A 22,332-nucleotide genomic window follows, 5' to 3' on the forward strand; every position below is an offset into this window, starting at 1 on the left:
GCCGGAGGGCCACGCGACGGCGGGCGGCGCGACGTGGTGACCGGCGCGCGCGTGCGGCGGGCGGGGCGGCGGCGTCGGAGAGATGCATCACGCGTGCGCGGGCGTGCAGACGGAGGGGAGTAGAATCACCACGATCCCCTCTGCCTCAACTCGTGAAGAGAGAACTGCGTATGTCTGAAACCACCGCCCAGCGCGCCGATCTGCGCAACGTGGCCATCGTGGCCCACGTTGACCACGGCAAGACCACCATCGTGGACGCCATGCTCCAGCAGACGCACGCGTTCTCCAGCCACGGGGAGGTCGAGGAGCGCGTCATGGACTCCGGGGACCTGGAGCGCGAGAAGGGCATCACGATCCTCGCGAAGAACACCACCGTGTTCTACGACGGCCCCGCCGCGAACGGCGAGACCATCACCATCAACGTGATCGACACCCCGGGCCACGCCGACTTCGGCGGCGAGGTGGAGCGCGGGCTGTCCATGGTGGACGGCGTGGTGCTGCTCGTGGACGCGTCCGAGGGCCCGCTGCCCCAGACCCGCTTCGTGCTGCGCAAGGCCCTCGAGGCCAAGCTGCCCGTGATCGTGGTCGTGAACAAGGTGGACCGTCCGGACGCCCGGATCGAAGAGGTCGTCTCGGACACCATGGACCTGCTGCTGGGCCTGGCCTCCGACATCGCGGAGGACCACCCGGACCTGGACCTGGACGCCGTGCTGGACGTCCCCGTGGTCTACGCCTCCGGCAAGGCCGGCCGTGCCTCCACGGACCAGCCCGCGGACGGCGAGCTGCCGGAGAACGAGGACCTCGAGCCGCTGTTCAAGACGATCATCGAGCACATCCCGGCGCCGTCCTACAACCCCGAGGGAGTGCTGCAGGCCCACGTGACCAACCTGGACGCCTCGCCGTTCCTGGGCCGTCTCGCCCTGCTGCGCATCTTCAACGGCACCCTGAAGAAGGGCCAGACCGTGGCCTGGGCGCGGCACGACGGCACCCTGAAGAGCGTGCGGATCTCCGAGCTGCTCGCCACCAAGGGCCTGGACCGCGTCCCCGCCGAGAGCGCCGGACCCGGTGAGATCGTGGCCGTGGCAGGCATCGAGGACATTACAATCGGCGAGACGCTCACGGACCTGGAGAACCCGGCTCCGCTGCCGCTGATCACCGTGGACGACCCCGCGATCTCCATGACCATCGGCATCAACACCTCCCCGCTGGCCGGGCGCGTCAAGGGCGCGAAGGTCACTGCACGCCAGGTCAAGGACCGCCTGGACAAGGAGCTGATCGGCAACGTGTCCCTCAAGATCCTCCCCACGCAGCGTCCGGACGCGTGGGAGGTCCAGGGCCGCGGTGAGCTCGCGCTGGCCATTCTGGTGGAGCAGATGCGCCGCGAGGGCTTCGAGCTCACGGCGGGCAAGCCCCAGGTCGTCACCAAGACCGTTGACGGCAAGGTGCACGAGCCGTACGAGCACATGACCATCGACGTCCCCGAGGAGTACCTCGGCGCGGTCACGCAGCTGATGGCCGGGCGCAAGGGCCGCATGGAGGGCATGAGCAACCACGGCACCGGCTGGGTGCGCATGGAGTTCAAGGTTCCCTCGCGCGGTCTGATCGGCTTCCGCACCAGGTTCCTCACGGACACCCGCGGTGCTGGCATCGCCTCCTCCTACGCGGACGGCTACGAGCCGTGGGCCGGTGACATCGAGTACCGCACGAACGGCTCCATGGTGGCGGACCGCGCCGGCGTGGTGACGCCCTTCGCCATGATCAACCTGCAGGAGCGCGGCTCGTTCTTCGTGGAGCCCACCTCGGAGGTCTACGAGGGCATGATCGTGGGCGAGAACTCGCGCGCGGACGACATGGACGTGAACATCACCAAGGAGAAGAAGCTCACCAACATGCGTGCGGCCTCCTCCGAGACGTTCGAGAACCTGACCCCGCCGCGCAAGCTCACGCTCGAGGAGTGCCTCGAGTTCGCCCGCGAGGACGAGTGCGTGGAGGTCACCCCGGAGGCCATCCGCATCCGCAAGGTCGTGCTGGATGCCAACGAGCGCCTGAAGGTCGCACGCGCCCGGGCCCGCGCCTGATCGTGGTCGACCCGAAGTACCCGGGCGGGGGACACGCCACCGCGGGCGCAGTGGACTCGCTGCTGCCCGAGGGCGTGGACCCCGCCCGGGCGCGTCTGCTCTTCGTGCACGCGCACCCGGACGACGAGGCCGTGAACACCTCGGCCACGATGGGCCACTACAGCGCCCTGGGGGCCGAGACGGTGCTACTCACCATGACCCGTGGTGAGCGCGGCGAGGTCATCCCGCCCGCACTCCGGTACCTGGAGGTGGGTCAGCCGGGCTGCCCGGACACGGACGGCACCGCCCTGGGGCTGTACCGGATCGCGGAGCTCGACGCCGCCGCGCGCGCCATGGGTCTCGCGGACCGGTTCTACGCGGGGGATCCCCCGGCGCAGGACCCGCGCGTGGGATTCGCGAACGGCGCGGGGAAGTACGTGGACTCCGGCATGAGCTGGGGTCCAGACGGCTACGCCCAGCCGGCCCTCGACGTCTCGCCCGCCGCCCTGACGGCGGCGGATCCTGAGGAGGCAGCCGCGCACGTGGCCGCCGCGATCCGGGCGCTGCGGCCGCACGCCGTGGTCACCTACGCGGACGACGGCGGCTACGGCCACCCGGACCATGTGGCAGCCCACCGGGTCACCCAGCGCGCGGTCGAGATCGCGGCGTCTGCACCGGACGCCGCGGACGCCGTCTGGGACGTCCCCCTCTTCTGGGGCATCGAGAGCCAGGTGGACCCCGCCGACCCCCGGCTGCAGGCCGCGATCCACGGGGAGCTTGCCGTGAAGCGAGCCGCCATGGCGGCCCACGCCACGCAGATCGTGCTCGCGGAGGACCCGGAGGACCGCAGCTACACGATGTCCAACGGGGTGCCGCAACGCATCAACACCACCGAGACGTACCGGCTGCTGCGGCGGGCGGGCGCATGAGCACCTCCTCGCCGCAGCGCCGCGAGGCCCCGTGGGCGTCCCCCGAGGGCCAGAGATCGTACGAGACACCGGCGATGGACGAGCTGTCGGCGCCGGACGAGGAACGGACGACGGACGGGCCACGGGCGCCGGACGAGCGCCCCGGCGCAGCGTCGTCGGCCCTGACCTCCGTGCTCACCGGCGTGCTCGTGGGAGCGGTGGCCACCGCCATGCACGGTGGGATCTGGTACCTGGACGGGTGGTGGCTGCCGTGGGGGCTCGTGTTCTCCGGTGCTCTGCTGCTGTGCGCGGGTCTGTGGTGCGGCACCTCCACCCGCAGGGTCTGGGCCGCCGCGGTGCCCGGCCTGGCCACGTACCTGATCGCCTGGGCCACGGCCTACCTCCGGCAGGGGTCGGCGCTGGTGGTCACCCAGTGGAGCGCGCCCATCGGCGTGGTGGGCATTGCGTGGTTCGTGGTGGTCTTCCTGGCCGTGATGGTCGCGGTGATTGTTACGGGACGTTGGCTGGCCCGCCGGTGCACGCGGTAGCGTCAAAGGCCCGTCGCTAGAATGGTCGAAGTTTTGGGAACAGAAGGAAAGGTCCGACAACCGTGACTTACGTGATCGCTCAGCCCTGCGTGGACGTCAAGGACAAGGCGTGCGTGGAGGAGTGCCCCGTGGACTGCATCTACGAGGGTGAGCGTAGCCTGTACATCCACCCGGACGAGTGCGTGGACTGTGGTGCGTGCGAGCCGGTGTGCCCCGTGGAGGCGATCTACTACGAGGACGACACACCGGACGAGTGGGCCGACTACTACAAGGCCAATGTGGAGTTCTTCGACGACCTCGGGTCTCCGGGCGGAGCCGCGAAGCTCGGCAACACCCACAAGGACCACCCCCTGATCGAGGCGCTGCCTCCGCAGAACCAGGACTGAACCGGTGGATGAGCGCCGCGGCTTCGGCCTGGACCTGCCCGACTATCCCTGGAACGCGCTGGCTCCGTACCGTCGTCTCGCCGAGGAGCACCCGGGCGGTGTCGTGGACCTGTCCATCGGCACGCCGGTGGACCCCACGCCGCTCGTGGTCCAGGACGCCCTGGCCGCCGCCGCGGACGCACCCGGGTACCCGACGACGCACGGCATCGCCGCGTTGCGCGAGGCCGTGGCCGCGTGGTATGCCGAGCGACGCAACGTTCCCGGGCTGGATCCCGATGCTGTGATGCCCACCGTGGGCTCCAAGGAGCTCGTCGCATGGTTGCCGCTGCTACTGGGGCTGGGCCCCGGGGACGTCGTCGTGCGGCCCGTGGTGGCCTACCCCACCTACGACATCGGGGCCCGGCTCGCTGGCGCCGAGGCCGTGGCCGCGGACTCCCTGGACGAGCTGGACCCGGCCGTGCGCGAGCGCGTACGCATGGTGTGGGTCAACTCCCCGGGCAATCCCACCGGCATCGTGCGGGACGTCGAGTCCCTGCGCACCCTGGTGGACCAGGCCCGCGCCCAGGGTGCCGTGGTGGTCTCGGACGAGTGCTACGCGGAGCTCGGCTGGGGCGCGTGGGACCCGTCGGAGGGCGGCGAACCCGTTCCGTCCGTACTGGACCCGCGCGTGAGCGGCGGGGACATGTCCTTGCTGTTCAGCGCGTACTCGCTGTCCAAGCAGTCGAATCTCGCCGGCTACCGCGCTGCGTTCCTCGCCGGTGACCCGGCGCTGATGCCGTCATTGATCAACTCCCGCAAGCACGCCGGGATGATCGTGGCGTACCCCGTGCAGGAGGCCATGCGCGTGGCCCTGGGGGACACCGTCCACGTGGCCGCGCAGAAGGCGCTCTACCGGGCCCGCCGCGCGGCGCTGAGGCCCGCGGTCGAGGCCTTCGGGCTGCGCGTCGAGCACTCGGAGGCCGGTCTCTACCTGTGGAGCACCGCGGGGGAGGACACATGGACCACCGTGGAGCGCTTCGCCCGCCTGGGCATCGTGGTGGGGCCGGGAACCTTCTACGGGGACGCCGGCGACGGCTTCGTCCGGCTGTCCCTCACGGCGTCGGATGAGCGCATGGCCGCCGCGGTGGAACGGCTCCGCACCGGGCGCTGAATGCACCTCCCGCGGGGCGGGAAAGTGGAATCGGGATCACACCAACGGGTAAGTTGGTGCCGGATCAATCTGTGTTCCCACCCGGCCCGCGTGCATGTCACCCGCCACGACGGTGTGGCGGACAGGGCCGCGAAGACGTCGCGGGACACCCCAGTCGAATTGTGAAGGACTCACCATGACAGAGGCCAAGAAGTCCACCGGCAAGGTGGAGCTGAACTACGAGAAGGGCAAGTCCCTCGAGCTCCCCGTGCTGGAGGTGACCGAGGGCAACAAGGGCTACGGCGTGGGCTCCCTGCTCAAGGAGACCGGCAACGTCAGCTTCGACCCCGGGTTCGTGAACACCGCGAACACGCGCTCCTCGGTGACCTACATCGACGGCGCCCAGGGCATCCTGCGCTACCGCGGCTACCCCATCGAGGAGCTCGCGGAGCACTCCAACTTCCTGGAGACCGCCTACCTGCTGATCTACGGCGAGCTGCCCACGCGCGAGCAGTACGAGGACTTCCAGCACCGGATCACCACGCACACCATGGTGCACGAGGACATCAAGATGTTCTTCAACGGGTTCCCCCGGTCCGCGCACCCCATGCCCGTGCTCTCCTCCGCGGTCTCCGCGCTGTCCACGTTCTACTCGGACTCGCTGGACCCGTTCAACAAGGAGCACGTGGAGATCTCCACCATCCGCCTGCTCGCCAAGGTCCCCACCCTGGCGGCCTACGCGTACAAGAAGTCCGTGGGCGAGCCCATGCTCTACCCGCACAACGACCTCAACTACGCGGAGAACTTCCTGCGCATGTGCTTCGGCGTGCCCGCCGCGGACTACGAGGTGGACCCGGTGGTCGCCAAGACCCTGGACATTCTGTTCATGCTGCACGCGGACCACGAGCAGAACTGCTCCACCTCCACGGTGCGCCTGGTGGGCTCCTCGCACGCCAACATGTTCGCGTCCGTCTCCGCGGGCATCAACGCCCTCTACGGTCCGCTGCACGGCGGCGCCAACGAGGCCGTGCTGGCCATGCTGGACCAGATCCAGAACCGCGGGCTGTCCGCGGACGAGTTCATGGAGAAGGTCAAGAACAAGGAGGACGGCGTCCGCCTCATGGGCTTCGGGCACCGCGTCTACAAGAACTACGACCCCCGCGCCCGCATCATCAAGGGCTACGCGCACGACGTCCTCGCCAAGATGGGCGGCAACAACGAGCTGCTGGACCTGGCCATCGGCCTCGAGGAGAAGGCGCTCGCCGACGACTACTTCGTGGAGCGCAAGCTCTACCCGAACGTGGACTTCTACACGGGTTTGATCTACAAGGCCATGGGCTTCCCGGAGAAGATGTTCACCGTGCTCTTCGCCATCGGGCGCCTGCCGGGCTGGATCGCCCAGTGGCGCGAGATGATCGAGGACCCGGAGACGAAGATCGGCCGTCCCCGCCAGCTCTACGTGGGCGAGGGCGAGCGCCACTACCCCACGGCCAGCTGACGCAGCGGTCCCTGCACGACGACGCCGCCCCGGTCACCTTCTCGGTGACCGGGGCGGCGTTCTCGTGGGGCCAGGCCCCGGGGGAGGGCTCAGCCCTCGTAGCCGTTGGGGTTGTTCTTCTGCCAGTTCCAGTGGTCGCGGCACATGGTGTCCATGTCGCGGTCCGCGGACCAGCCCAGCTCCGCCAGGGCGGAGGCGGGATCGGCGTAGGACACGGCGGCGTCGCCGGGGCGGCGCGGGGCGATCTCGTAGGGGATCTCGCGCCCGGAGGCCTTCTCGAACGCCTCGCGCACCTCCAGGACGGAGTAGCCGCGGCCGGTGCCCAGGTTCCACACGTGCACCCCGGGGTCCTCGCTGATCCGGTCCAGGGCCTTGAGGTGGCCGTCCGCGAGGTCCACCACGTGGATGTAGTCGCGCACGCCCGTGCCGTCCGGGGTGGGGTAGTCACCTCCGAAGACCATGAGCTTCTCGCGCCGTCCCACCGCCACCTGGGCCACGAAGGGCATGAGGTTGTTGGGGATGCCGGAGGGGTCCTCGCCGATCCGCCCGGACTCGTGCGCGCCCACGGGGTTGAAGTAGCGCAGCAGCGCCACGGACCAGCGCTCGTCCGCCGCGGCGAGGTCCGAGAGCATGTCCTCGATGTGCTCCTTGGTGCGCCCGTAGGGGTTCTGGGCATCCATCTCGAGCTTCTCCGTGAGCGGCATGGTCTCGGGGGCGCCGTAGACCGTGGCCGAGGAGGAGAAGACGATGGAGCGACACTCGTTCTCATCCATGGCCCACAGCAAATTCACGGTGCCACTGACGTTGTTCGTGTAGTACCACAGGGGCTTCTGCGCGGATTCCCCCACGGCCTTCAAGCCCGCGAAGTGGATCACGGCGTCCGGGCGGTGCTCGCGGAACACGCGGTCCAGGCCGGGGCGGTCCAGCAGGTCCACCTCCTCGAACGCGGTGACGTCCCGCCCGGCGAGCTCCGCCACGCGCTCCAGCGAGGTCCGCGAGGAGTTGGAGAGGTTGTCCAGCACCACGACGTCGTGCCCCGCCTCCAGCAGCGCCAGAACCGTGTGCGAGCCGATGTATCCGGTTCCCCCGGTGACAAGAATCTTCATGGGCTCCATCCTATCCAGAGCGCCCCGGGAAACGGGTGTGGCCGACGTCGTCAGCAGGACGGCGCCGGCCACGATCCGGGGGTGGAGCTCAGTTGGCGTGCAGCACCGAGTTCAGCTCCACGGTCCCACCGCTGCGGGGCAGGGCCTCCACGGCGCCGGTGGTGGAGTTGCGGCGGAACAGCAGGTTGTCGAGGCCCGAGAGCTCGGAGGCCTTGACCACGCGGGGCTCCGCAGCGGCGTCGTCGAGCAGGGAGACCCGCGTGCCGGCGGTGACGTAGAGCCCGGCCTCCACCACGCAGTCGTTGCCGAGGGAGATCCCCACGCCGGCGTTGGCGCCCAGCAGGCACCGCTCGCCCAGGGTGATGCGCTGCTTGCCGCCGCCGGAGAGCGTTCCCATGATGGACGCGCCGCCGCCGATGTCCGTGTGGTCGTGGACCACCACACCGGCGGAGATCCGGCCCTCGACCATGGCCGCGCCGAGCGTGCCGGCGTTGAAGTTCACGAAGCCCTCGTGCATCACGGTGGTGCCCTCGCCCAGGTGGGCGCCCAGGCGCACACGGTCGGCGTCCCCGATGCGCACACCGGAGGGGACCACGTAGTCCACCATGCGCGGGAACTTGTCCACGGAGAAGACCGTCACGGGCCCGCCCGAGCGCAGGGCCAGCAGGGAGCGCGTGAGCTCCTCCGCGAGCACCGGCCCGCGGCTGGTCCACGCCACGTTGGCCAGCAGGCCGAAGAGGCCGTCCAGGTTGATCGTGTTGGGCCGCGCCAGGCGGTGGGAGAGCAGGTGCAGCCGCAGGTACGCGTCCGCGGTGTCCCGCGGGGCGTCGTCGAGGTTGACGACGGTCGTCACGATCTCGGATCGCACGTTGCGGTCCGGGTCCGTGGTGGCGGCCACGCGCAGGTCCGCCTCGTAGCTCGTGTCGGGGTTGGCGCTCAGGGCGGGGGCCGGGTAGAAGACGTCCAGGACGGTTCCCGCGCGCTCGCCGGAGTCCACCAAGGTGGCCAGACCCACCGCGGAGGCCGTGCGGGAATTCTCGGTGCTCTCGCTCGTTGAAGTCATGGCCCCATCCTAGGGGGAGCACCGACACGCACAGGCGGCGACGACGCGGCGTCGCCGCTGGTGGAAGGGGTTCCCCGCCCGTGGTGGGCGGCGCCGGGGCCGTGGTGGGCGAGGACCGCACGGTCACCCCGCAGAGCCGCAGCTGCCGCCCGGTCGGTAGGCTCAGGCCATGCTCACCCACGACGTCCGAGAACTCACCCGACAGGTCATCGACCATGCGCGGCAGTACAACGACGACGACGCCCACACCGTGGCGGCCGGGGCCCTGACGGCATCGGGACGGGTGGTGCTGGGACTGAACACCTACCACTTCCTGGGCGGGCCGTGCGGAGAGATCGCGGTGCTGTCCAACCACGCGAGTTCGTTCCCGGACGACCCCATCACGGTGATGGCTGCCGCGTACGGGCCCACGGGGGACGTCGTGGCGCCGTGCGGAAAGTGCCGTCAGATCGTCCACGACCTGTCCCCTGACATCCAGTTCGTGGTCCGGGACTCCGGGGGCCTCGAGATGCGCAGCGCGCGTGACCTTCTGCCCTTCGCCTACGACCAGCACGCTGCGGAGCGCCCGCAGCGGATCCACATGTGGCAGGGGTACGAGAGCGCCATCCGGACCGGGGCCAAGCGGCAGACAATCCGCGTGGACGACCCCTTCCGGTGTGGGCCCGCCGAGATCGTCTTCGACAACGACAACGACAACGACAACGACAACGGCGCAGAGCTGAGTCTTCCGGCGGTGGTCACGGACGTTCGTACCAGCCGTCGCTCGGACCTCACGGCCGTGGATGCGCAGCGGGACGGGTTCGAGTCGTTGGCAGAACTCAACGCGGCACTCGACATGCACTATCCGGGCCTCGGACCGGATGCGCCGGTGGACGTGGTGACATTCAGGCTGCTGGGTGATTGAACCAGGGGACTGAACCCGTGCGTTGACTATGCTGGCGGCCATGGCAGCCGATCAGCAGACCCCCGTACTCGACCTCACCGTGGACCCCGCGGACCTCACGGCCGCGCTCGTGGACGTGGAGTCCGTCTCGGACCACGAGACGCCCCTCGCGGACGCCGTGGAGGCGGCGCTGCGGGCGCTGCCGCACCTGAGCGTGCACCGGGACGGTGACACCGTGGTGGCCCGCACCGAGCTGGGACGGGACGAGCGCGTCATTCTCGCCGGCCACCTGGACACCGTGCCCCTGCCCACCGTGGAAGGGGCGCTGGGCACCGTGCCGTCCGTGCGTCGTCGCGAGGGGGAGCGGGACGTGATCTACGGCCGCGGCACCACGGACATGAAGGGCGGGGTGGCCGTGCAGCTCGTCCTTGCGCAGCAGCTGCGGGAGCCGAACCGGGACGTGACCTACGTGTTCTACGACCACGAGGAGGTCTCCAGCGACGCCAGCGGCCTGGGGCGCGTGATGCGCAATGCGCCGCAGCTGCTCGAGGCGGACTTCGCCGTGCTGCTCGAACCCACCAACGGCACCGTGGAGGGCGGCTGCAACGGCACCATGCGCTTGCGGATCACCACCCACGGGAGGGCCGCGCACTCGGGGCGCTCGTGGATCGGGGAGAACGCGATCCACAAGCAGGCGGAGCTGCTGGCCCGGCTGGCCCGCTACGAGCCCCGCACCATCACCGTGGAGGGCCTGGACTACCGGGAGGGCCTCAACGCCATCCGGACCGGCGGGGGAGTGGCCGGCAACGTCATCCCGGACGCAGCGTGGACCGAGATCAACTACCGCTTCGCGCCGGACAAGAGCCTGGAGCAGGCGCAGCAGCACGTGCGGGAGGTCTTCGAGGGCTACGAGATCGAGTGGCAGGACCTCTCCCCGGCGGCGCGTCCCGGCCTGGACCGCCCCGCGGCCGCCCAGTTCGTGGCGGCGGTGGGCCAGGAGCCCATGCCCAAGTACGGCTGGACGGACGTGGCCCGCTTCTCCGAGGCGGGTGTCCCGGCCGTGAACTTCGGCCCCGGGGACGCGCTGCTCGCCCACACGGACGACGAGCACGTGCACGCGGACGCGGTCCGCGAGTGCCACCGCGCGCTCGCCGCCTGGCTCTCCTGAGACGCTCTCCTGGGGCGGGGCGCCCCGGGCCTGCACGGCGCGCGTGCAGAGGGGGACAGTAGCCTGTCCTGCATGCACACTCCCGAGTCATCGAACCAGCACACCGTGCCCCCGGAGCGCCACAAGGGTCCGGTGGTGCTGCGCCGCGACCAGCTGCGCCGCAGCACCTCCGACGAGCGGCTGCTGGACCAGCGCCCCGCCCCGCCGGAGGACTTCACCCGCACGGATCCGTGGCGCATGCTGCGCATCCAGGCGGAGTTCGTGGAGGGCTTCGACGCACTCGCCCACCTGGGTCCGGCGGTGGCCGTGTTCGGCTCCGCGCGCACCGCACCCGGGCATCCCGAGTACCAGCAGGCCCGCGAGCTCGGACGCGCGCTCGGAGAGGCGGGGTACGCCGTCGTGACCGGGGGAGGGCCCGGCGTGATGGAGGCCGCCAACCGCGGCGCCGTGGACGCCGGCGCGCAGTCGGTGGGCATCGGCATCGAGCTGCCCCACGAGCAGCACCTGAACAACTGGGTGGACCTGGGGATCAACTTCCGGTACTTCTTCGCCCGCAAGACCATGTTCGTGAAGTACAGCCAGGGCTTCGTGGTGCTGCCCGGCGGCTTCGGCACCCTGGACGAGCTCTTCGAGGCGCTGACCCTGGTGCAGACGGGCAAGATCACGCGCTTCCCCGTGATCCTGCTGGGCACCGCGTACTGGGGCCCGCTCGTGGACTGGATCAAGAGCACGCTCGTGGCCGACGGCAAGGTCTCCGAGGGGGACCTGGACCTGCTGCGCGTCACCGACAGCGTGGCCGAGGCCGTCGCCGTGCTCACCGAGGTCCACGCGGACCCCGGGTCCCGGCCCGACGACGCCGCCGCGCCCGGATCCGGGGCATGAGCCGGGCGGCACTCGACCCGCCCGCCCGGGCTGCCCCGTCCGACTGCACCGCACGGGTGCGGCAGGCTCTCGAGCGGTGCCCGTGGTGGCTCGCGGTGGTGCTCGTCTACGGCCTCTCGCGGCTGTGGGGGTGGGCCGTGTTCGCTACGGTCGGCGGGCAGCAGGGGCCGGGGCCGTGGGGCGACGGCGCCCTGTGCTACCTGGACTTCGTGAACACGTGGGACGCGGACTGGTACCACCGGATCTTCAGCGAGGGGTACCCCTCCACGCTGCCGGTGGACACCCTCGGCACGGTGGTGGAGAACCAGTGGGCCTTCTACCCGGTGTACCCGCTGCTCGTGCGGGGCATCACCGGGCTCACCGGCACGGGCTGGGCGGGCACCGCGGCCACCGTGTCCCTGGTGGCCGGCTTCGGGGCCGCCCTGGTGCTGTACCGGCTGTTCTGCTGCGCACCCGTGATGGCGGGCCCCCGCACGCCGGGCGGGGTCTCCCGGCCGGCGCTGTGGGCCGTGGCCGTGTTCGCGTTCAACCCCGTGGCGCCCGTGCTGCAGACCCCCTACGCGGAGTCCCTGAGCCTGCTGTTCCTGTGCGGCGCGATCCTGTGCGTGGTGCGCGACCGGCCAGTGTGGGCGGTGGTGCTCATCGCGGCGCAGGCGCTGACCCGTCCCACCGGCGTGGCGCTCGCCGCGGCGCTGGGCGTGTGGTGGCTGTGGCGCAGCGTGCGGGACGTCCGCGAGCGGCGTCGGCCCTGGTACCGCTGCGCGGACCGGTGGCTGGCCGTCGCCCTGTTCGCGTGCGCGGCCGCCCTCGCGTGGCCGGCGGTCGCGTGGGCGGTGACCGGCGAGCCCGGGGCGTACACCGCCACGGAGGCCGCCTGGCGGGGGAGCAGGACGGTGGTCCCGGTGCTGCCCTGGTTCCAGGAGGCGAGCACGCTGTTCGGCCCGGTCGGGGGTCTGGTGGCCCCCGTGGTCCTCGTGGCGGGTGCGGTGCTGCTGCTGCGCTCGGCACCGGTCAGGCGGGCGCTGCCGTTCTTCGTGCGCGTGTGGCTCGCCGCGTACGGGGTCTACCTGCTGCTCGTGCTCAACCCCCAGACCTCCACGTTCCGGCTGCTGCTGCCGTGGGCGCCCGCCGCGGCCGCCCTGGTGCACGTGAGCGAGTCCCGGGCCTACCGCGTGCTGCTCGTGATCGCGGGCGCCGTCCTGCAGCTCGTGTGGGTGGGATGGCTGTGGCACTGGAAGCAGCTGCCCGGCGGAGGCGACTACCCGCCGTGACCCCCGTTCCCGGGCCCGGGTGTGTGTTCGATACCATGGAGGGCGTCAGTACACACGAAGAGGAGCTCACAGATGGCGGCCATGAAGCCGAGAACTGGTGACGGACCCATGGAGGTCACCAAAGAAGGACGCAGCCTGATCATGCGGGTCCCCCTGGAAGGCGGCGGGCGTCTCGTGGTCGAGCTCAAGGCGGACGAAGCGGCGGAGCTGCGCGAGTGCCTGGCGTCGGTGACCCAGTAGCACCGGCCTGCGCCTCCCCTCACACAGCGAGGGCCCCCGGGATCGGGGGCCCTCGCTGTGTGTTCAGGGTGCGGTCGTGGCGTGCGCCGGGATGGTCCGCACGGGACGGGGAAGCGGCTCAGCCTGCCCAGTGCGCGCCGAGGCTCATGCCGGCCGCGGCGGCGAGCAGGCTCCAGAACGCCGTACCGAGCACCACGGCCAGCATGGCGCCGCCGCGGTGGCCGCGGGCCAGGCGCACGGCGTCGACCATCGCGGTGGAGAACGTGGTGTAGCCCCCGCACAGCCCGGTGCCCAGGGCCACGGTCCACACCGGACCGAGCACCATGCCCAGCCCGCTCACGAGCCCCAGCACGAACGAACCCGTGACGTTGACGACGATCGTGGCCCACGGGAACGGATGCTTCTGCCGCGAGGCGATCAGCCTGTCCACGAGGAAGCGCAGCACCGCACCCGCGGCACCGCCCAGGGCGACGGCGAGCGCGGCGATCACCGGGTCCCCCCGTCATGGGCGGCGGACCCGGTGGCGTCGGCGGATTCTGTCGTTGCGGGGTTCGCGGCCGACCCGGCGGAGGGGGCGTCACCGGTGGATGCGGCGGACCGCTGCGGTCCAGCCGTCGAGTCGTCGGGCCCGGCCGCGGAACGGTCCCGCAGGGCTCCGCCGGCGAGGACGCCGAACGCGGCGGCGAGCAGACCGACCCCGAGCGTGACCACGGCGTAGCCGAACGCCCCGGCGGAGTCACCGGCGTCGACCTGCTGCCACATCTCCTCGGCGAACGCGGAGTAGGTGGTGAAGCCGCCCAGCAGTCCGGTGCCCACCAGCAGCCGCACGGTGTGGACGCGCGTGCTCTCAGCGCCGGGGCGGGTCAGGAACTCCAGCAGCAGGCCCAGCAGGCAAGCGCCCAGGGCGTTGACGGCGAACGTGGGCCAGTGCCACAGGGAACCTCCGGGCAGCACATGGGCGACTCCCCAGCGGCTCAGGCTGCCGAGCGCTCCGCCGACGGCCACGAGCGCGGCGTCCCGCGCGAGTGCCCCGCTCACCGGCGCACGGCCAGCAGCACGCCGGTGCCGGTGGGCAGCACCGCGGTGGACAGCCTCGGCTCGTCCCGCAGGGTGCGCACGACCTCCCGCATGGCCACCGTCTCCTCCTGGCGCTGCGCGGGCTGGGGCACGAGGTCCTGGTGCAGGGCGTCGTTGACCACGAGCATCCCGCCGCGGCGCAGCAGCCGTGCACCCTCGATCACGTAGTCGGCGGTGTTCGCCACGTCCGCGTCGATGAAGACCATGTCGTAGGCGTTCTCCGTGAGCCGCGGCAGCACGAGCCCGGCCGCCCCGGAGATGGTGCGGGTGCGCTTGGTCTCAAACCCGGCCTCCCGGAAGGTGTCCCGCGCGGCGCGCAGGGCGCGGATGTCCGTGTCGATCGTGGTGAGGACGGACTCGGCGGGCATCCCGCGCAGCAGGGCCAGGCCGGAGACGCCCGCTCCCGTTCCCACCTCCACCGCGGTGGCGGGGCGGGCCGAGGACGCCAGGACGGTGAGCAGCGCGGCGGTGGCCGGGGTCACGGGGTCCAGCCGCAGGGCCAGGGAGCGCTCGCGGGCACGGAAGGCGGTCTCGTCCTCCGTGGCGTAGGCCTCGCAGTAGGCCCAGCTCGTGGTTTTATCCGTGGTCATGGACGCGGGGTGCCCTTCGCTGCTGTGTCTCGACGGCGCGCTCCCGGGTCCGGTGGACCCCGCGCTCCGCGGGTGGTGGACGCGGCCTCGCGGCCGGGTCCCTTCGCTACGGTCAGCTTATCGCGGACCGTGCGCGGCGTCGGGAACACCCGGAGGACGCCCAGAACGCTGTCAGGCTCCTGCACCAGAATAGTCGCCGGAACGGCCCGGAACGGGGCCACCACAGGGGACGATCCGAGCGGGAGGGGGAGCACGTGGCCACACGTGTCGAGGGCCTCGGCACCCGGCGCCCACGCCGGCCGGGCAGGCGCACAGCGGGGCTCGTGGCCGCCGTCGCGGCGTGCATGTGCATGGCGCTGCTGACCACGGTCGCGTTCAACGTGGGCAAGCGCTCGCAGCAGGAGGAGCAGCTCAGTGCCCGGGCCGCCGCCACGTGGTCACCCGGGGCCCAGGGGATGGTGGACACGACCTCCGAGTCGGACATCGGGACCCTGCGCTCCCAGGGCTGGGCGCTGCCGAGCCTGTCCTCGCAGAACTACTCCATCGCGGACATCCGCCAGACCCGGGTGGGCGGCCAGCCCGCCGTCGTGCTCTCCCTGCACAACGACCGCGGCACCGTGACCATCGTGGAGCAGCGTGGGCGTGTGAACCCGGAGAACCCCCTGGACGGCGTCACCGGGCTGCCGGTGAGCGCCGAGGGCATGGCGGCCTCGTCGATCTCCGGGTCCAGGATGTGGTTGGACCGCCGCGAGTGGCGCGCCGTCGTGGCACGCACGGACGCGGTCTACACGGTCACGTCCCAGACCCCTCCGGCGACCATGGCGCAGACGGTCAGCGGAATCGTGGCGGAGGACCGGGGACGGGTGAGCCTGCCCTCCGCGCAGGACGAGGGGTTCGCCGCCACCGTGGCGGACGGGCTCCGGAAGATGTTCGGGTAGGAGCGCCCCGCGGGGGAGCTCCGTGACGTTGATAGGCTCGGCGAGTGTTCGGGATTTCTGGCGGAGAAGCCATCATCATTCTCATCGTGGCCCTGGTGATCATCGGGCCCGAACGGCTTCCCGAGTACACCCAGAAGTTCAAGGAGATGGTCAAGGCCGTCCGCCGCTACGCCACGGGTGCCACGGACGACCTCAAGGAGACACTGGGCCCGGAGTTCTCGGACCTCGACTGGCGCAAGCTGGACCCCCGGCAGTACGACCCCCGCGTGATCGTGCGGGAGGCCCTGCTGGAGGAGGACCAGGACCGTGCGGCGCAGTGCCCGCGCGAACCTGCGCCGGCCGCCCCCACGGTGCGGCGCCTGGCGCGCGGGGAGCGTGCGCCCTTCGACACCGAGGCCACCTGATCAGCTCGTGGGCGTGATCCCGAGGCTCTTCCCGGCAAGACCCCGCCCCTGCCCGTCCAGGGCCCGGGCAACGTCCCACAGCGCGGTGGCCGCGGGGGAGTCGGGGTTCGCCCACACGGCGGGAACTCCCCGGTCCGAGGCCTCCCGCACGGTGACGTCCAGGGGCACGCTGCCCAGCAGGGGGACGTCGTAGCCCAGCCGCTCCGTGAGGGACCGGGCGATCGTCTCGCCCCCGCCGGACCCGAAGACCTCCATGCGGGTGCCGTCCGGCATGACCATGGCGGACATGTTCTCCACCACTCCCGTGACCCGCTGCTCCGTCTGCTCCGCGAGCGTCCCCGAGCGCTGCGCCACGCTCACGGCCGCGTGCTGCGGGGTGGAGACCACCACCACGCCCGAACGGGGCAGCAGCTGTCCCACCGAGATCGCGATGTCCCCGGTGCCCGGGGGCAGGTCCAGCAGCAGGTGGTCCAGGTCCCCGAAGTGCACGTCCGTGAGGAACTGCTCCACGGCCCGGTGCAGCATGGGCCCGCGCCACGCAACGGGCTGGGACGGGTCCACGAACATCCCGATCGAGATGACCTTAATGACACCGCGGGACCGGTGCCCGGCACCCGCCGCACTGTCCTCGGGCCGTCGGTCCACGTCCTCCGGGACCTCGACCACGGGCGGCAGGATCATGTCCCCCACGCGCGTGGGGGACTGCGTGATGCCCAGCAGACCGGGCACGGAGAAGCCGTGGATGTCCGCGTCCACGATGCCCACGGTGCGTCCCATGGCGGCGAGCGCCGCCGCGAGGTTCACCGTGACGCTGGACTTGCCCACGCCGCCCTTGCCGCTCGTGACGGCGTGCACGCGCGTGAGGGTGTGCGGGTCCGCGAAGGGGTTGCTGCGGTGGTGGCCGAGGCGTTCCTGCAGCTCCTGGCGCTGGGCCGGGGTCATCACGCCCACGTCCACGGTGACGTCAGTGACGTCGGGGACCTCCCGCAGCGCGGCGGTGAGGTCCGACTCGATGGTCGAGCGCAGCGGGCACCCGGAGACGGTCAGCAGCACGGTGACCCGTGCCGTCCCGTCCTCCAGGGTGGCCGAGGGGATCATCCCCAGCTCGGTGACGGGCCGGCGCAGCTCGGGGTCGAGCACCCCGTCCAGGGCGGTGCGCAGCCGTGGGTCGACGTCGTCCGTGGTCATTGCCGTGTTCCGTCCGTGTTCCTGGGCTGCGGGTCCTCCGCACCGCGCTGCGCCGCTCGTTCGTCCTGGTCCTGGATGATCTCCTCGAGCAGCCCGCGCAGCTCGGAGCGCACGTAGTCGCGGGTGGCGACCTCGCGCATCGCGATCCGCAGGGACGCGATCTCCCGGGTGAGGTACTCGGTGTCCGCGAGGTTCTGCTGGCCGCGCTTGCGGTCCTCCTCCGCGACCACGCGGTCACGGTCGTCCTGCCGGTTCTGCGCGAGCAGCAGCAGGGGAGCCGCGTAGGAGGCCTGCAGGGAGAGCATGAGGGTGAGCAGCGTGAAGTTCAGCGACCGGGGGTCGAACTGGATCTCCTCGGGGGCCATGGTGTTCCACCCGAGCCAGATGGCCACGAAGACCGTCATCCACAGCAGGAACTGCGGGGTGCCCATCCACCGGGCGATCGACTCGGTGGACTGGCCGAAGGCGTCCGGGTTGGGCCGGAACCGGGTGAGGAACCCCTGGCGCTTCTCCCGCGGCTGGTCCAGGGGACCGGGGGAGTACTGCGAGGACGGGTTCTGTCTTGAGCTACTCATACCGCTTGCCCACCTTTCGAACAGGGGTTCCGTCGTCGTACGTGCGCCAGTCCTCGGGCAGCAGGGCGTCCAGGACGTCGTCGATCGTGACCGCGCCCACGAGCCGGTCCTGGTCGTTGACGACGGGCAGGATCGTGAGGTCGTACGAGGCCAGCTCGCGCGCCACGTCTGCCAGGGATGCCTGGTCCGAGACGGGCTCGATGGAGCGGTCGATCAGGTTGCCGATGGCCTCGGGCGGGGGATAGCGCAGCAGCCGCTGGGTGTGCACGAAACCCAGGTACTTGCCCGTGGGAGTCTCCAGGGGCGGGCGGCACACCAGCACCGCGGACGCCGCTGCGGGGATGATCTCCTCCTGGCGGATGTGCGCCAGGGCCTCCGCGACCGTGGCCTCCGGGGAGAGCACGATGGGCACGGGAGTCATCAGCGAACCGGCGGTGCCCTCCTCGTACTCGCGCAGTCGTCGGACGTCCTCGGCGTCCTCGGGCTCCATCATGGTGATCAGTCGCTCGGCCTCTGCCTCCGGCAGCTCGTTGAGCAGGTCCGTGGCGTCGTCCGGGTCCATCTCCTCGAGCAGGGCGACGGCGCGCTCGTTGTCCAGGTGCGTGAGGATGAACACCTGGTCCTCCTCGGGCAACTCCTCCAGGACGTCCGCGAGGCGTTCGTCCTGCAGCTCTGCGGCGATCTCGAGCTTGCGCTTGTCCGGCATGTCCCGCAGCTCGTCCGCGAGGTCCGCCGCCTGGTCCTCCTCGTGCTGCGCGACCCACTGGGTGGCCGGCTGGTGGCCCGCGTTGGAGGGGTCGTCCGTGTCCTCCCAGTCCACGATCAGCGTCTGGTTGCGACGCCGGATCAGACCACCGGTCGTCTGAGAGCGGCGCACGAAGAGCTGCGAGATGACCCAGTCCCCCCGGTTGCCGGACTTCTCCATGGCGACGTCCTCGATGGTCGCCGTGCCGGAGCCGTCCAGGAGCACCACCGTGCGGTCGAAGAGCTCTCCCACCGCCAGCGTCTCGGCACCTCGCTGCTCGAAGCGGCGCAGGTTCACCAGGCCCGTGGAGATGATCTGGTCCGCGTCGATGCTCGTCACCCGGGTCATGGGCACGAACACGCGTTTCTTTCCCAGCACCTCCACCACGAGACCCACCACGAGGGGACGGTTCATCACCGACGGGCGGGAGCCGGGGCGCAGCAGGACCACGACGTCGCGCAACCGCCCCAGGCGGTCGCCCAGGGGGTCGAAGACGTCCAGGCCGATGAGCCTGGCGACGAAGATCTTGGAAAGGTTTGTGCTCACCTGCCCAGCCTAGTGAACACGGCGACACGCACGCATTCTGGGCGCGGAGATCCGGTTCACGGGCCCCGCGGAGAGGGGAGGGGGGCGTCGTCGTGTTCACCGGTCGCGATGCCCCGGCGTTCTCCCGGCGGGCTCCGGGGCGGATACGGGACAATGGTGGACATGAGCAACTCGAGTCGAGGTCCCGCACAGCTGTCCATCGCCCCGGAGATGCCGCGCGGCGAGGTGGTCGGTCGCTACCGCACCTACGCGCAGGCACAGAAGGCTGTGGACCACATGGCGGACGAGAACTTCCCCGTGGCCATGGTCTCGATCATCGGCAGCGACCTGAAGTCCGTGGAGCAGGTCACCGGTCGCCTGTCCTACCCGCGCGTGGCCCTGCAGGGTGCGCTCAACGGCGTGGTCTTCGGTGCGTTCTTCGGTCTGCTGATGTCCCTGCTGGGCGGCGCGAACATGGCCGCGTCCCTGGGGCTGACCATGGTGCTGGGCGGCGCGTTCTGGATGCTGATGGCCACCATCACCTACGCGATGTCGCGCGGCAAGCGGGACTTCACGTCCACGAGCCGGATCGTGGCGGGCAGCTACGAGGTGCTCGCGGCGCCGGAGGTCGCGGGCCAGGCGCGGCAGGTGCTCAGCGCCATGGAACGCGGCCAGTCGGCGGGGCAGAACGGCCAGGGCCAGCCCCCCGCCGGGTTCGGCGGGCAGGCGCCGCAGGGCGGCCAGTGGGGCGGCCCGCAGCAGGGCGGCCCCCGCAACGGCGGCTTCCAGGGCGGACCGGGCCAGGGTGCACCGCAGCAGCGGCCCCCGTACGGCGGCCCCGCGCAGAACGGCCAGTACGGCACCAACGGCCAGGGCGCCCCGTCGCAGCCCTACAGTCCCGAGCCCTACAACCCGCAGTCCCAGGATCCGCGGACCCAGTCGTCGTCCGCGGGCGGCACCGGCTACGCCGGGGACGCGGCGCGCCCCGACGGCTCCACCGCCGCGGGCCAGTCCGCACAGGAGATCGCCAACCGCTCGGCGAAGTTCCCCGACCTGCCGGACGGCCGCCCCCAGTACGGCATCCGCATCGACCCCGAGGCCAACGGCACGCCCACGGCCCCCGCGGCCCGCCCCGAGTCCGACCAGGGTCAGCCTGCCCAGGCCCAGCCGGAGCAGACGGCGCCGTGGAACCGCCCGTCCGGCGACGACGCCGCGCAGCGACCGGATGACACGGCCCGTCTGCCGGAGGACCGCCGCGACTCCTGAGCCGGAACTGAGCGCTCGCAGGGACCGTTCACGGGCCCGGTGACCTGTCGGCTTCCGGGCCCCGCGGGCGGCGACATGCGAACGTCCACCGGGGCCACGGCGTCGTCGTCGCCGGAAGGGCCGTCGCCAGCGGGTCGACCACGCGCGCACCCCCCTGACGAACGAGACCGCGCCCCGCACCGTCACGGTGCGGGGCGCGGTCTCTGCCGTTCGGCGGGCCTGGTCAGGAGGTCAGGCGGCGGGTCCCGCGGAGGGGCCCACGTTCTCGTCCCGGTTCCAGATGCCCTGGATCCAAGACTCGACGTCCTCCGGGCGGCGGGGCAGCGCCTCGGAGAGGTTCTCGTTGCCCTGCTCGGTGATCAGGACGTCGTCCTCGATGCGCACGCCGATCCCGCGGTACTCCTCGGGGATCGCGAGGTCCTCGTTCTTGAAGTACAGCCCGGGCTCGATGGTGAAGACCATGCCCGGTTCGATCACGGCGTCCAGGTACAGCTCGCGCTTGGCCTGCGCGCAGTCGTGGACGTCCAGACCCAGGTGGTGGCTCGTGCCGTGGGGCATCCAGCGGCGGTGGTGCTGCCCGGCCTCGGACAGGGAGACGTCCGCGGAGACGGGAAGCAGCCCCCACTCCTCGAGCCGCTGGGCGAGCACCTTCATGGCCGCCGCGTGCACGTCCCGGAAGCGGTTGCCGGGCACGGCGACCTCGAACGCGGCGTCCGCGGCGTCGAGCACGGCCTGGTAGATCCGGCGCTGCACGTCCGTGTAGCTGCCGTCCACGGGAAGGGTGCGGGTGAGGTCCGCGGTGTAGAGGGACTCGGCCTCCACGCCGGCGTCCACGAGGATCAGCTCACCGGGCTTCACGGAGCCGTTGTTGCGGATCCAGTGCAGCACCGTGGCGTTGTTGCCCGCCGCGGCAATGGTGTCGTATCCGAGGTCGTTGCCCTCCAGACGGGCACGCGAGAAGAACGCGCCCTCGACCACGCGCTCACCGCGCTCGCCGCCGATCGCACGAGGCAGCACCGAGACGATGTCCTCGAAGCCGCGGATCGTGGCGGCCACGGCCTCGCGCAGCTGGGCGACCTCGTACCGGTCCTTGACCAGGCGCAGCTCGCTCAGCGCCTCGGCCAGGGTGTCGTCCTTCGCGTCCGACTGCTCCAGGTCCACGCCCGTGTTGATCCGGGAGGTGTCCACGAGCGCGTCCATGTTCAGGTCCACGTCCCGCACGAGCCGGATGCTCAGCCCGCCCAGGGCCGCGTTGCCGGCATCCTTGGTGACCGCGGTCTCCAGCGCGGAGAGGTCCTGCGTGGGCAGCGCGAACTCGTCCCGCAGCTGCTCCAGCGTGGGGCGCGGGCCCACCCAGAACTCGCCGTTCTTGGCGTCCGCGTAGAACTCGGAGGAGTCACGCCCGGCCATGGGATGGAAGTAGAGGGTGGACACGTGGCCCGAACCGTCGTCCCCGGAACCCTCGTCCGTGGGGTCCATAACCAGCACGGCCTCGGGCTCGTGGTCCACGCCCATGCCCGTGAGGTGGGCGAACGCGGAGTGGGGGCGGAAGCGGTAGTCGGTGTCGTTCGAGCGCACCTTCGGCGCGCCGGCTGGGATCACGAGGCGCTCACCCGGGAACAGGCGCGAGAGCCGGGCGCGGCGGGCGGCGGCGAACTCGGCGACCTCGGCGCGCGGCGTCGTCGTGTGCTCAGGGGCGGCCCAGCCCGAGGCCATGAACTCGCGGAACTGCTCGTTGTCGGGGCGCTGGGACCGGTTGTCCACGCGCTGCTCCATGGGCTGCGCGGCGTCCTCGCTCGCGTGCCCGGAGGCGGTGACGTGCTGTGAGCCCTGCGTCATGGGGCGCTCATCTCCTTCGCGGCGCGGATCCTCGCGCCGGTGGCGG

The 22,332-nt window shown here is 71.3% G+C and carries 23 protein-coding genes; 14 read left to right on the forward strand and 9 right to left on the reverse strand.

All coding sequences use genetic code 11. From position 1 onward, the window contains the following. Positions 1 to 170 precede the first annotated feature (170 nt). The 6 genes from typA to D8M39_RS10185 all read left to right on the forward strand — a co-directional run bounded on the left by typA (position 171) and on the right by D8M39_RS10185 (position 6,526). The gene (typA, locus tag D8M39_RS10160) at positions 171 to 2,078 is read left to right on the forward strand and encodes a translational GTPase TypA (protein ID WP_126874955.1); all 1,908 of its coding nucleotides are present in this window, start codon (positions 171 to 173) and stop codon (positions 2,076 to 2,078) included. Positions 2,079 to 2,080: 2 nt separating this feature from the next. Beyond that, positions 2,081 to 2,986, forward strand: a complete 906-nt coding sequence (locus D8M39_RS10165; RefSeq protein WP_126874956.1) for a PIG-L family deacetylase — start codon at positions 2,081 to 2,083, stop codon at positions 2,984 to 2,986. Beyond that, a complete protein-coding gene (locus D8M39_RS10170) occupies positions 2,983 to 3,513 on the forward strand; it encodes a hypothetical protein (RefSeq protein ID WP_238694046.1) in 531 nt (176 codons plus the stop codon). Before D8M39_RS10165 ends, D8M39_RS10170 begins: the two co-directional genes overlap by 4 nt. Positions 3,514 to 3,575: 62 nt before the next feature. Next, positions 3,576 to 3,899 (forward strand): ferredoxin, encoded by a 324-nt coding sequence (gene fdxA / locus D8M39_RS10175; protein ID WP_055086032.1) that lies wholly within the window; start codon positions 3,576 to 3,578, stop codon positions 3,897 to 3,899. Between the two features lie 4 nt (positions 3,900 to 3,903). Then, entirely contained in the window at positions 3,904 to 5,049 is a 1,146-nt protein-coding gene (dapC, locus tag D8M39_RS10180; protein WP_126874957.1) for a succinyldiaminopimelate transaminase, read from the forward strand. A 175-nt stretch (positions 5,050 to 5,224) separates the two neighbouring features. Beyond that, positions 5,225 to 6,526, forward strand: coding sequence for a citrate synthase (locus tag D8M39_RS10185; RefSeq protein ID WP_126874958.1), 1,302 nt, complete (start codon positions 5,225 to 5,227; stop codon positions 6,524 to 6,526). Between the two features lie 89 nt (positions 6,527 to 6,615). Here D8M39_RS10185 and galE read toward each other — a convergent pair whose 3' ends face one another. Further along, on the reverse strand, positions 6,616 to 7,632 hold the full coding sequence (gene galE, locus D8M39_RS10190) for a UDP-glucose 4-epimerase GalE (protein ID WP_055086028.1): 1,017 nt from the start codon (positions 7,630 to 7,632) through the stop codon (positions 6,616 to 6,618). An 88-nt stretch (positions 7,633 to 7,720) separates the two neighbouring features. Next, entirely contained in the window at positions 7,721 to 8,695 is a 975-nt protein-coding gene (gene dapD / locus D8M39_RS10195) for a 2,3,4,5-tetrahydropyridine-2,6-dicarboxylate N-succinyltransferase (protein ID WP_055086026.1), read from the reverse strand. Positions 8,696 to 8,864: 169 nt separating this feature from the next. Between dapD and D8M39_RS10200 the strand changes: the two genes are divergently transcribed. The 5 genes from D8M39_RS10200 (at position 8,865) to D8M39_RS10220 (ending at position 13,139) form a co-directional block, all read left to right on the forward strand. Next, a complete protein-coding gene (locus D8M39_RS10200) occupies positions 8,865 to 9,599 on the forward strand; it encodes an ASCH domain-containing protein (protein WP_126874959.1) in 735 nt (244 codons plus the stop codon). A 40-nt stretch (positions 9,600 to 9,639) separates the two neighbouring features. Then, complete coding sequence (gene dapE, locus D8M39_RS10205; RefSeq protein ID WP_238694047.1) at positions 9,640 to 10,746, forward strand: succinyl-diaminopimelate desuccinylase; 1,107 nt, start codon at positions 9,640 to 9,642, stop codon at positions 10,744 to 10,746. A gap of 72 nt (positions 10,747 to 10,818) precedes the next feature. Continuing rightward, positions 10,819 to 11,628, forward strand: a complete 810-nt coding sequence (locus tag D8M39_RS10210; protein ID WP_055086022.1) for a TIGR00730 family Rossman fold protein — start codon at positions 10,819 to 10,821, stop codon at positions 11,626 to 11,628. After that, complete coding sequence (locus D8M39_RS10215; RefSeq protein WP_238694048.1) at positions 11,625 to 12,899, forward strand: hypothetical protein; 1,275 nt, start codon at positions 11,625 to 11,627, stop codon at positions 12,897 to 12,899. Before D8M39_RS10210 ends, D8M39_RS10215 begins: the two co-directional genes overlap by 4 nt. Before the next feature lie 72 nt (positions 12,900 to 12,971). Next, the gene (locus D8M39_RS10220; protein ID WP_082810297.1) at positions 12,972 to 13,139 is read left to right on the forward strand and encodes a DUF3117 domain-containing protein; all 168 of its coding nucleotides are present in this window, start codon (positions 12,972 to 12,974) and stop codon (positions 13,137 to 13,139) included. Positions 13,140 to 13,257: 118 nt separating this feature from the next. On the opposite strand, the gene D8M39_RS10225 is transcribed toward D8M39_RS10220, so the two are convergent. From D8M39_RS10225 to D8M39_RS10235, 3 genes are read right to left on the reverse strand one after another with little or no spacing between them, the layout of a single operon-like run. Then, positions 13,258 to 13,629 (reverse strand): CrcB family protein, encoded by a 372-nt coding sequence (locus tag D8M39_RS10225; protein WP_126874960.1) that lies wholly within the window; start codon positions 13,627 to 13,629, stop codon positions 13,258 to 13,260. Next, on the reverse strand, positions 13,626 to 14,177 hold the full coding sequence (locus D8M39_RS10230; protein ID WP_126874961.1) for a CrcB family protein: 552 nt from the start codon (positions 14,175 to 14,177) through the stop codon (positions 13,626 to 13,628). Before D8M39_RS10230 ends, D8M39_RS10225 begins: the two co-directional genes overlap by 4 nt. Then, positions 14,174 to 14,806, reverse strand: a complete 633-nt coding sequence (locus D8M39_RS10235; protein WP_055086545.1) for an O-methyltransferase — start codon at positions 14,804 to 14,806, stop codon at positions 14,174 to 14,176. The genes D8M39_RS10230 and D8M39_RS10235 overlap by 4 nt, the downstream gene beginning before the upstream one ends. 254 nt (positions 14,807 to 15,060) lie before the next feature. Between D8M39_RS10235 and D8M39_RS10240 the strand changes: the two genes are divergently transcribed. Continuing rightward, complete coding sequence (locus tag D8M39_RS10240) at positions 15,061 to 15,744, forward strand: hypothetical protein (RefSeq protein WP_055086546.1); 684 nt, start codon at positions 15,061 to 15,063, stop codon at positions 15,742 to 15,744. A 44-nt stretch (positions 15,745 to 15,788) separates the two neighbouring features. Further along, positions 15,789 to 16,148, forward strand: coding sequence for a twin-arginine translocase TatA/TatE family subunit (locus D8M39_RS10245; RefSeq protein WP_055086549.1), 360 nt, complete (start codon positions 15,789 to 15,791; stop codon positions 16,146 to 16,148). Here the strand turns inward: D8M39_RS10245 and D8M39_RS10250 are convergent, their stop codons facing one another. From D8M39_RS10250 to D8M39_RS10260, 3 genes are read right to left on the reverse strand one after another with little or no spacing between them, the layout of a single operon-like run. Beyond that, positions 16,149 to 17,336: an Mrp/NBP35 family ATP-binding protein gene (locus D8M39_RS10250; RefSeq protein ID WP_055086551.1), complete on the reverse strand. Its 1,188-nt coding sequence runs from the start codon at positions 17,334 to 17,336 to the stop codon at positions 16,149 to 16,151. After that, complete coding sequence (locus tag D8M39_RS10255; RefSeq protein WP_238694049.1) at positions 17,333 to 17,911, reverse strand: DUF1003 domain-containing protein; 579 nt, start codon at positions 17,909 to 17,911, stop codon at positions 17,333 to 17,335. Before D8M39_RS10255 ends, D8M39_RS10250 begins: the two co-directional genes overlap by 4 nt. After that, positions 17,904 to 19,202, reverse strand: coding sequence for a magnesium transporter MgtE N-terminal domain-containing protein (locus D8M39_RS10260; RefSeq protein ID WP_126874962.1), 1,299 nt, complete (start codon positions 19,200 to 19,202; stop codon positions 17,904 to 17,906). The genes D8M39_RS10255 and D8M39_RS10260 overlap by 8 nt, the downstream gene beginning before the upstream one ends. A gap of 162 nt (positions 19,203 to 19,364) precedes the next feature. On the opposite strand from D8M39_RS10260, the gene D8M39_RS10265 reads away from it, so the two are divergent. Further along, positions 19,365 to 20,447, forward strand: coding sequence for a general stress protein (locus tag D8M39_RS10265; RefSeq protein ID WP_194075024.1), 1,083 nt, complete (start codon positions 19,365 to 19,367; stop codon positions 20,445 to 20,447). Between the two features lie 231 nt (positions 20,448 to 20,678). On the opposite strand, the gene D8M39_RS10270 is transcribed toward D8M39_RS10265, so the two are convergent. Then, positions 20,679 to 22,286 (reverse strand): aminopeptidase P family protein, encoded by a 1,608-nt coding sequence (locus D8M39_RS10270; protein WP_126874963.1) that lies wholly within the window; start codon positions 22,284 to 22,286, stop codon positions 20,679 to 20,681. Between the last annotated feature and the right edge of the window lie 46 nt (positions 22,287 to 22,332).

The organism is Kocuria sp. HSID17590 (assembly GCF_003989485.1).
GTDB classification, from domain to species: Bacteria; Actinomycetota; Actinomycetes; order Actinomycetales; family Micrococcaceae; genus Kocuria; species Kocuria salsicia.

Coding starts and splice junctions, on each gene's coding strand:
- typA (WP_126874955.1), top strand. CDS start 171: ATGTCTGAAACCACCGCCCAGCGCGCCGATCTGCGCAACGTGGCCATC.
- D8M39_RS10170 (WP_238694046.1), top strand. CDS start 2,983: ATGAGCACCTCCTCGCCGCAGCGCCGCGAGGCCCCGTGGGCGTCCCCC.
- D8M39_RS10185 (WP_126874958.1), top strand. CDS start 5,225: ATGACAGAGGCCAAGAAGTCCACCGGCAAGGTGGAGCTGAACTACGAG.
- galE (WP_055086028.1), bottom strand. CDS start 7,632: ATGAAGATTCTTGTCACCGGGGGAACCGGATACATCGGCTCGCACACG.
- dapD (WP_055086026.1), bottom strand. CDS start 8,695: ATGACTTCAACGAGCGAGAGCACCGAGAATTCCCGCACGGCCTCCGCG.
- D8M39_RS10200 (WP_126874959.1), top strand. CDS start 8,865: ATGCTCACCCACGACGTCCGAGAACTCACCCGACAGGTCATCGACCAT.
- dapE (WP_238694047.1), top strand. CDS start 9,640: ATGGCAGCCGATCAGCAGACCCCCGTACTCGACCTCACCGTGGACCCC.
- D8M39_RS10210 (WP_055086022.1), top strand. CDS start 10,819: ATGCACACTCCCGAGTCATCGAACCAGCACACCGTGCCCCCGGAGCGC.
- D8M39_RS10215 (WP_238694048.1), top strand. CDS start 11,625: ATGAGCCGGGCGGCACTCGACCCGCCCGCCCGGGCTGCCCCGTCCGAC.
- D8M39_RS10220 (WP_082810297.1), top strand. CDS start 12,972: ATGGCGGCCATGAAGCCGAGAACTGGTGACGGACCCATGGAGGTCACC.
- D8M39_RS10235 (WP_055086545.1), bottom strand. CDS start 14,806: ATGACCACGGATAAAACCACGAGCTGGGCCTACTGCGAGGCCTACGCC.
- D8M39_RS10250 (WP_055086551.1), bottom strand. CDS start 17,336: ATGACCACGGACGACGTCGACCCACGGCTGCGCACCGCCCTGGACGGG.
- D8M39_RS10255 (WP_238694049.1), bottom strand. CDS start 17,911: ATGAGTAGCTCAAGACAGAACCCGTCCTCGCAGTACTCCCCCGGTCCC.
- D8M39_RS10265 (WP_194075024.1), top strand. CDS start 19,365: ATGAGCAACTCGAGTCGAGGTCCCGCACAGCTGTCCATCGCCCCGGAG.
- D8M39_RS10270 (WP_126874963.1), bottom strand. CDS start 22,286: ATGACGCAGGGCTCACAGCACGTCACCGCCTCCGGGCACGCGAGCGAG.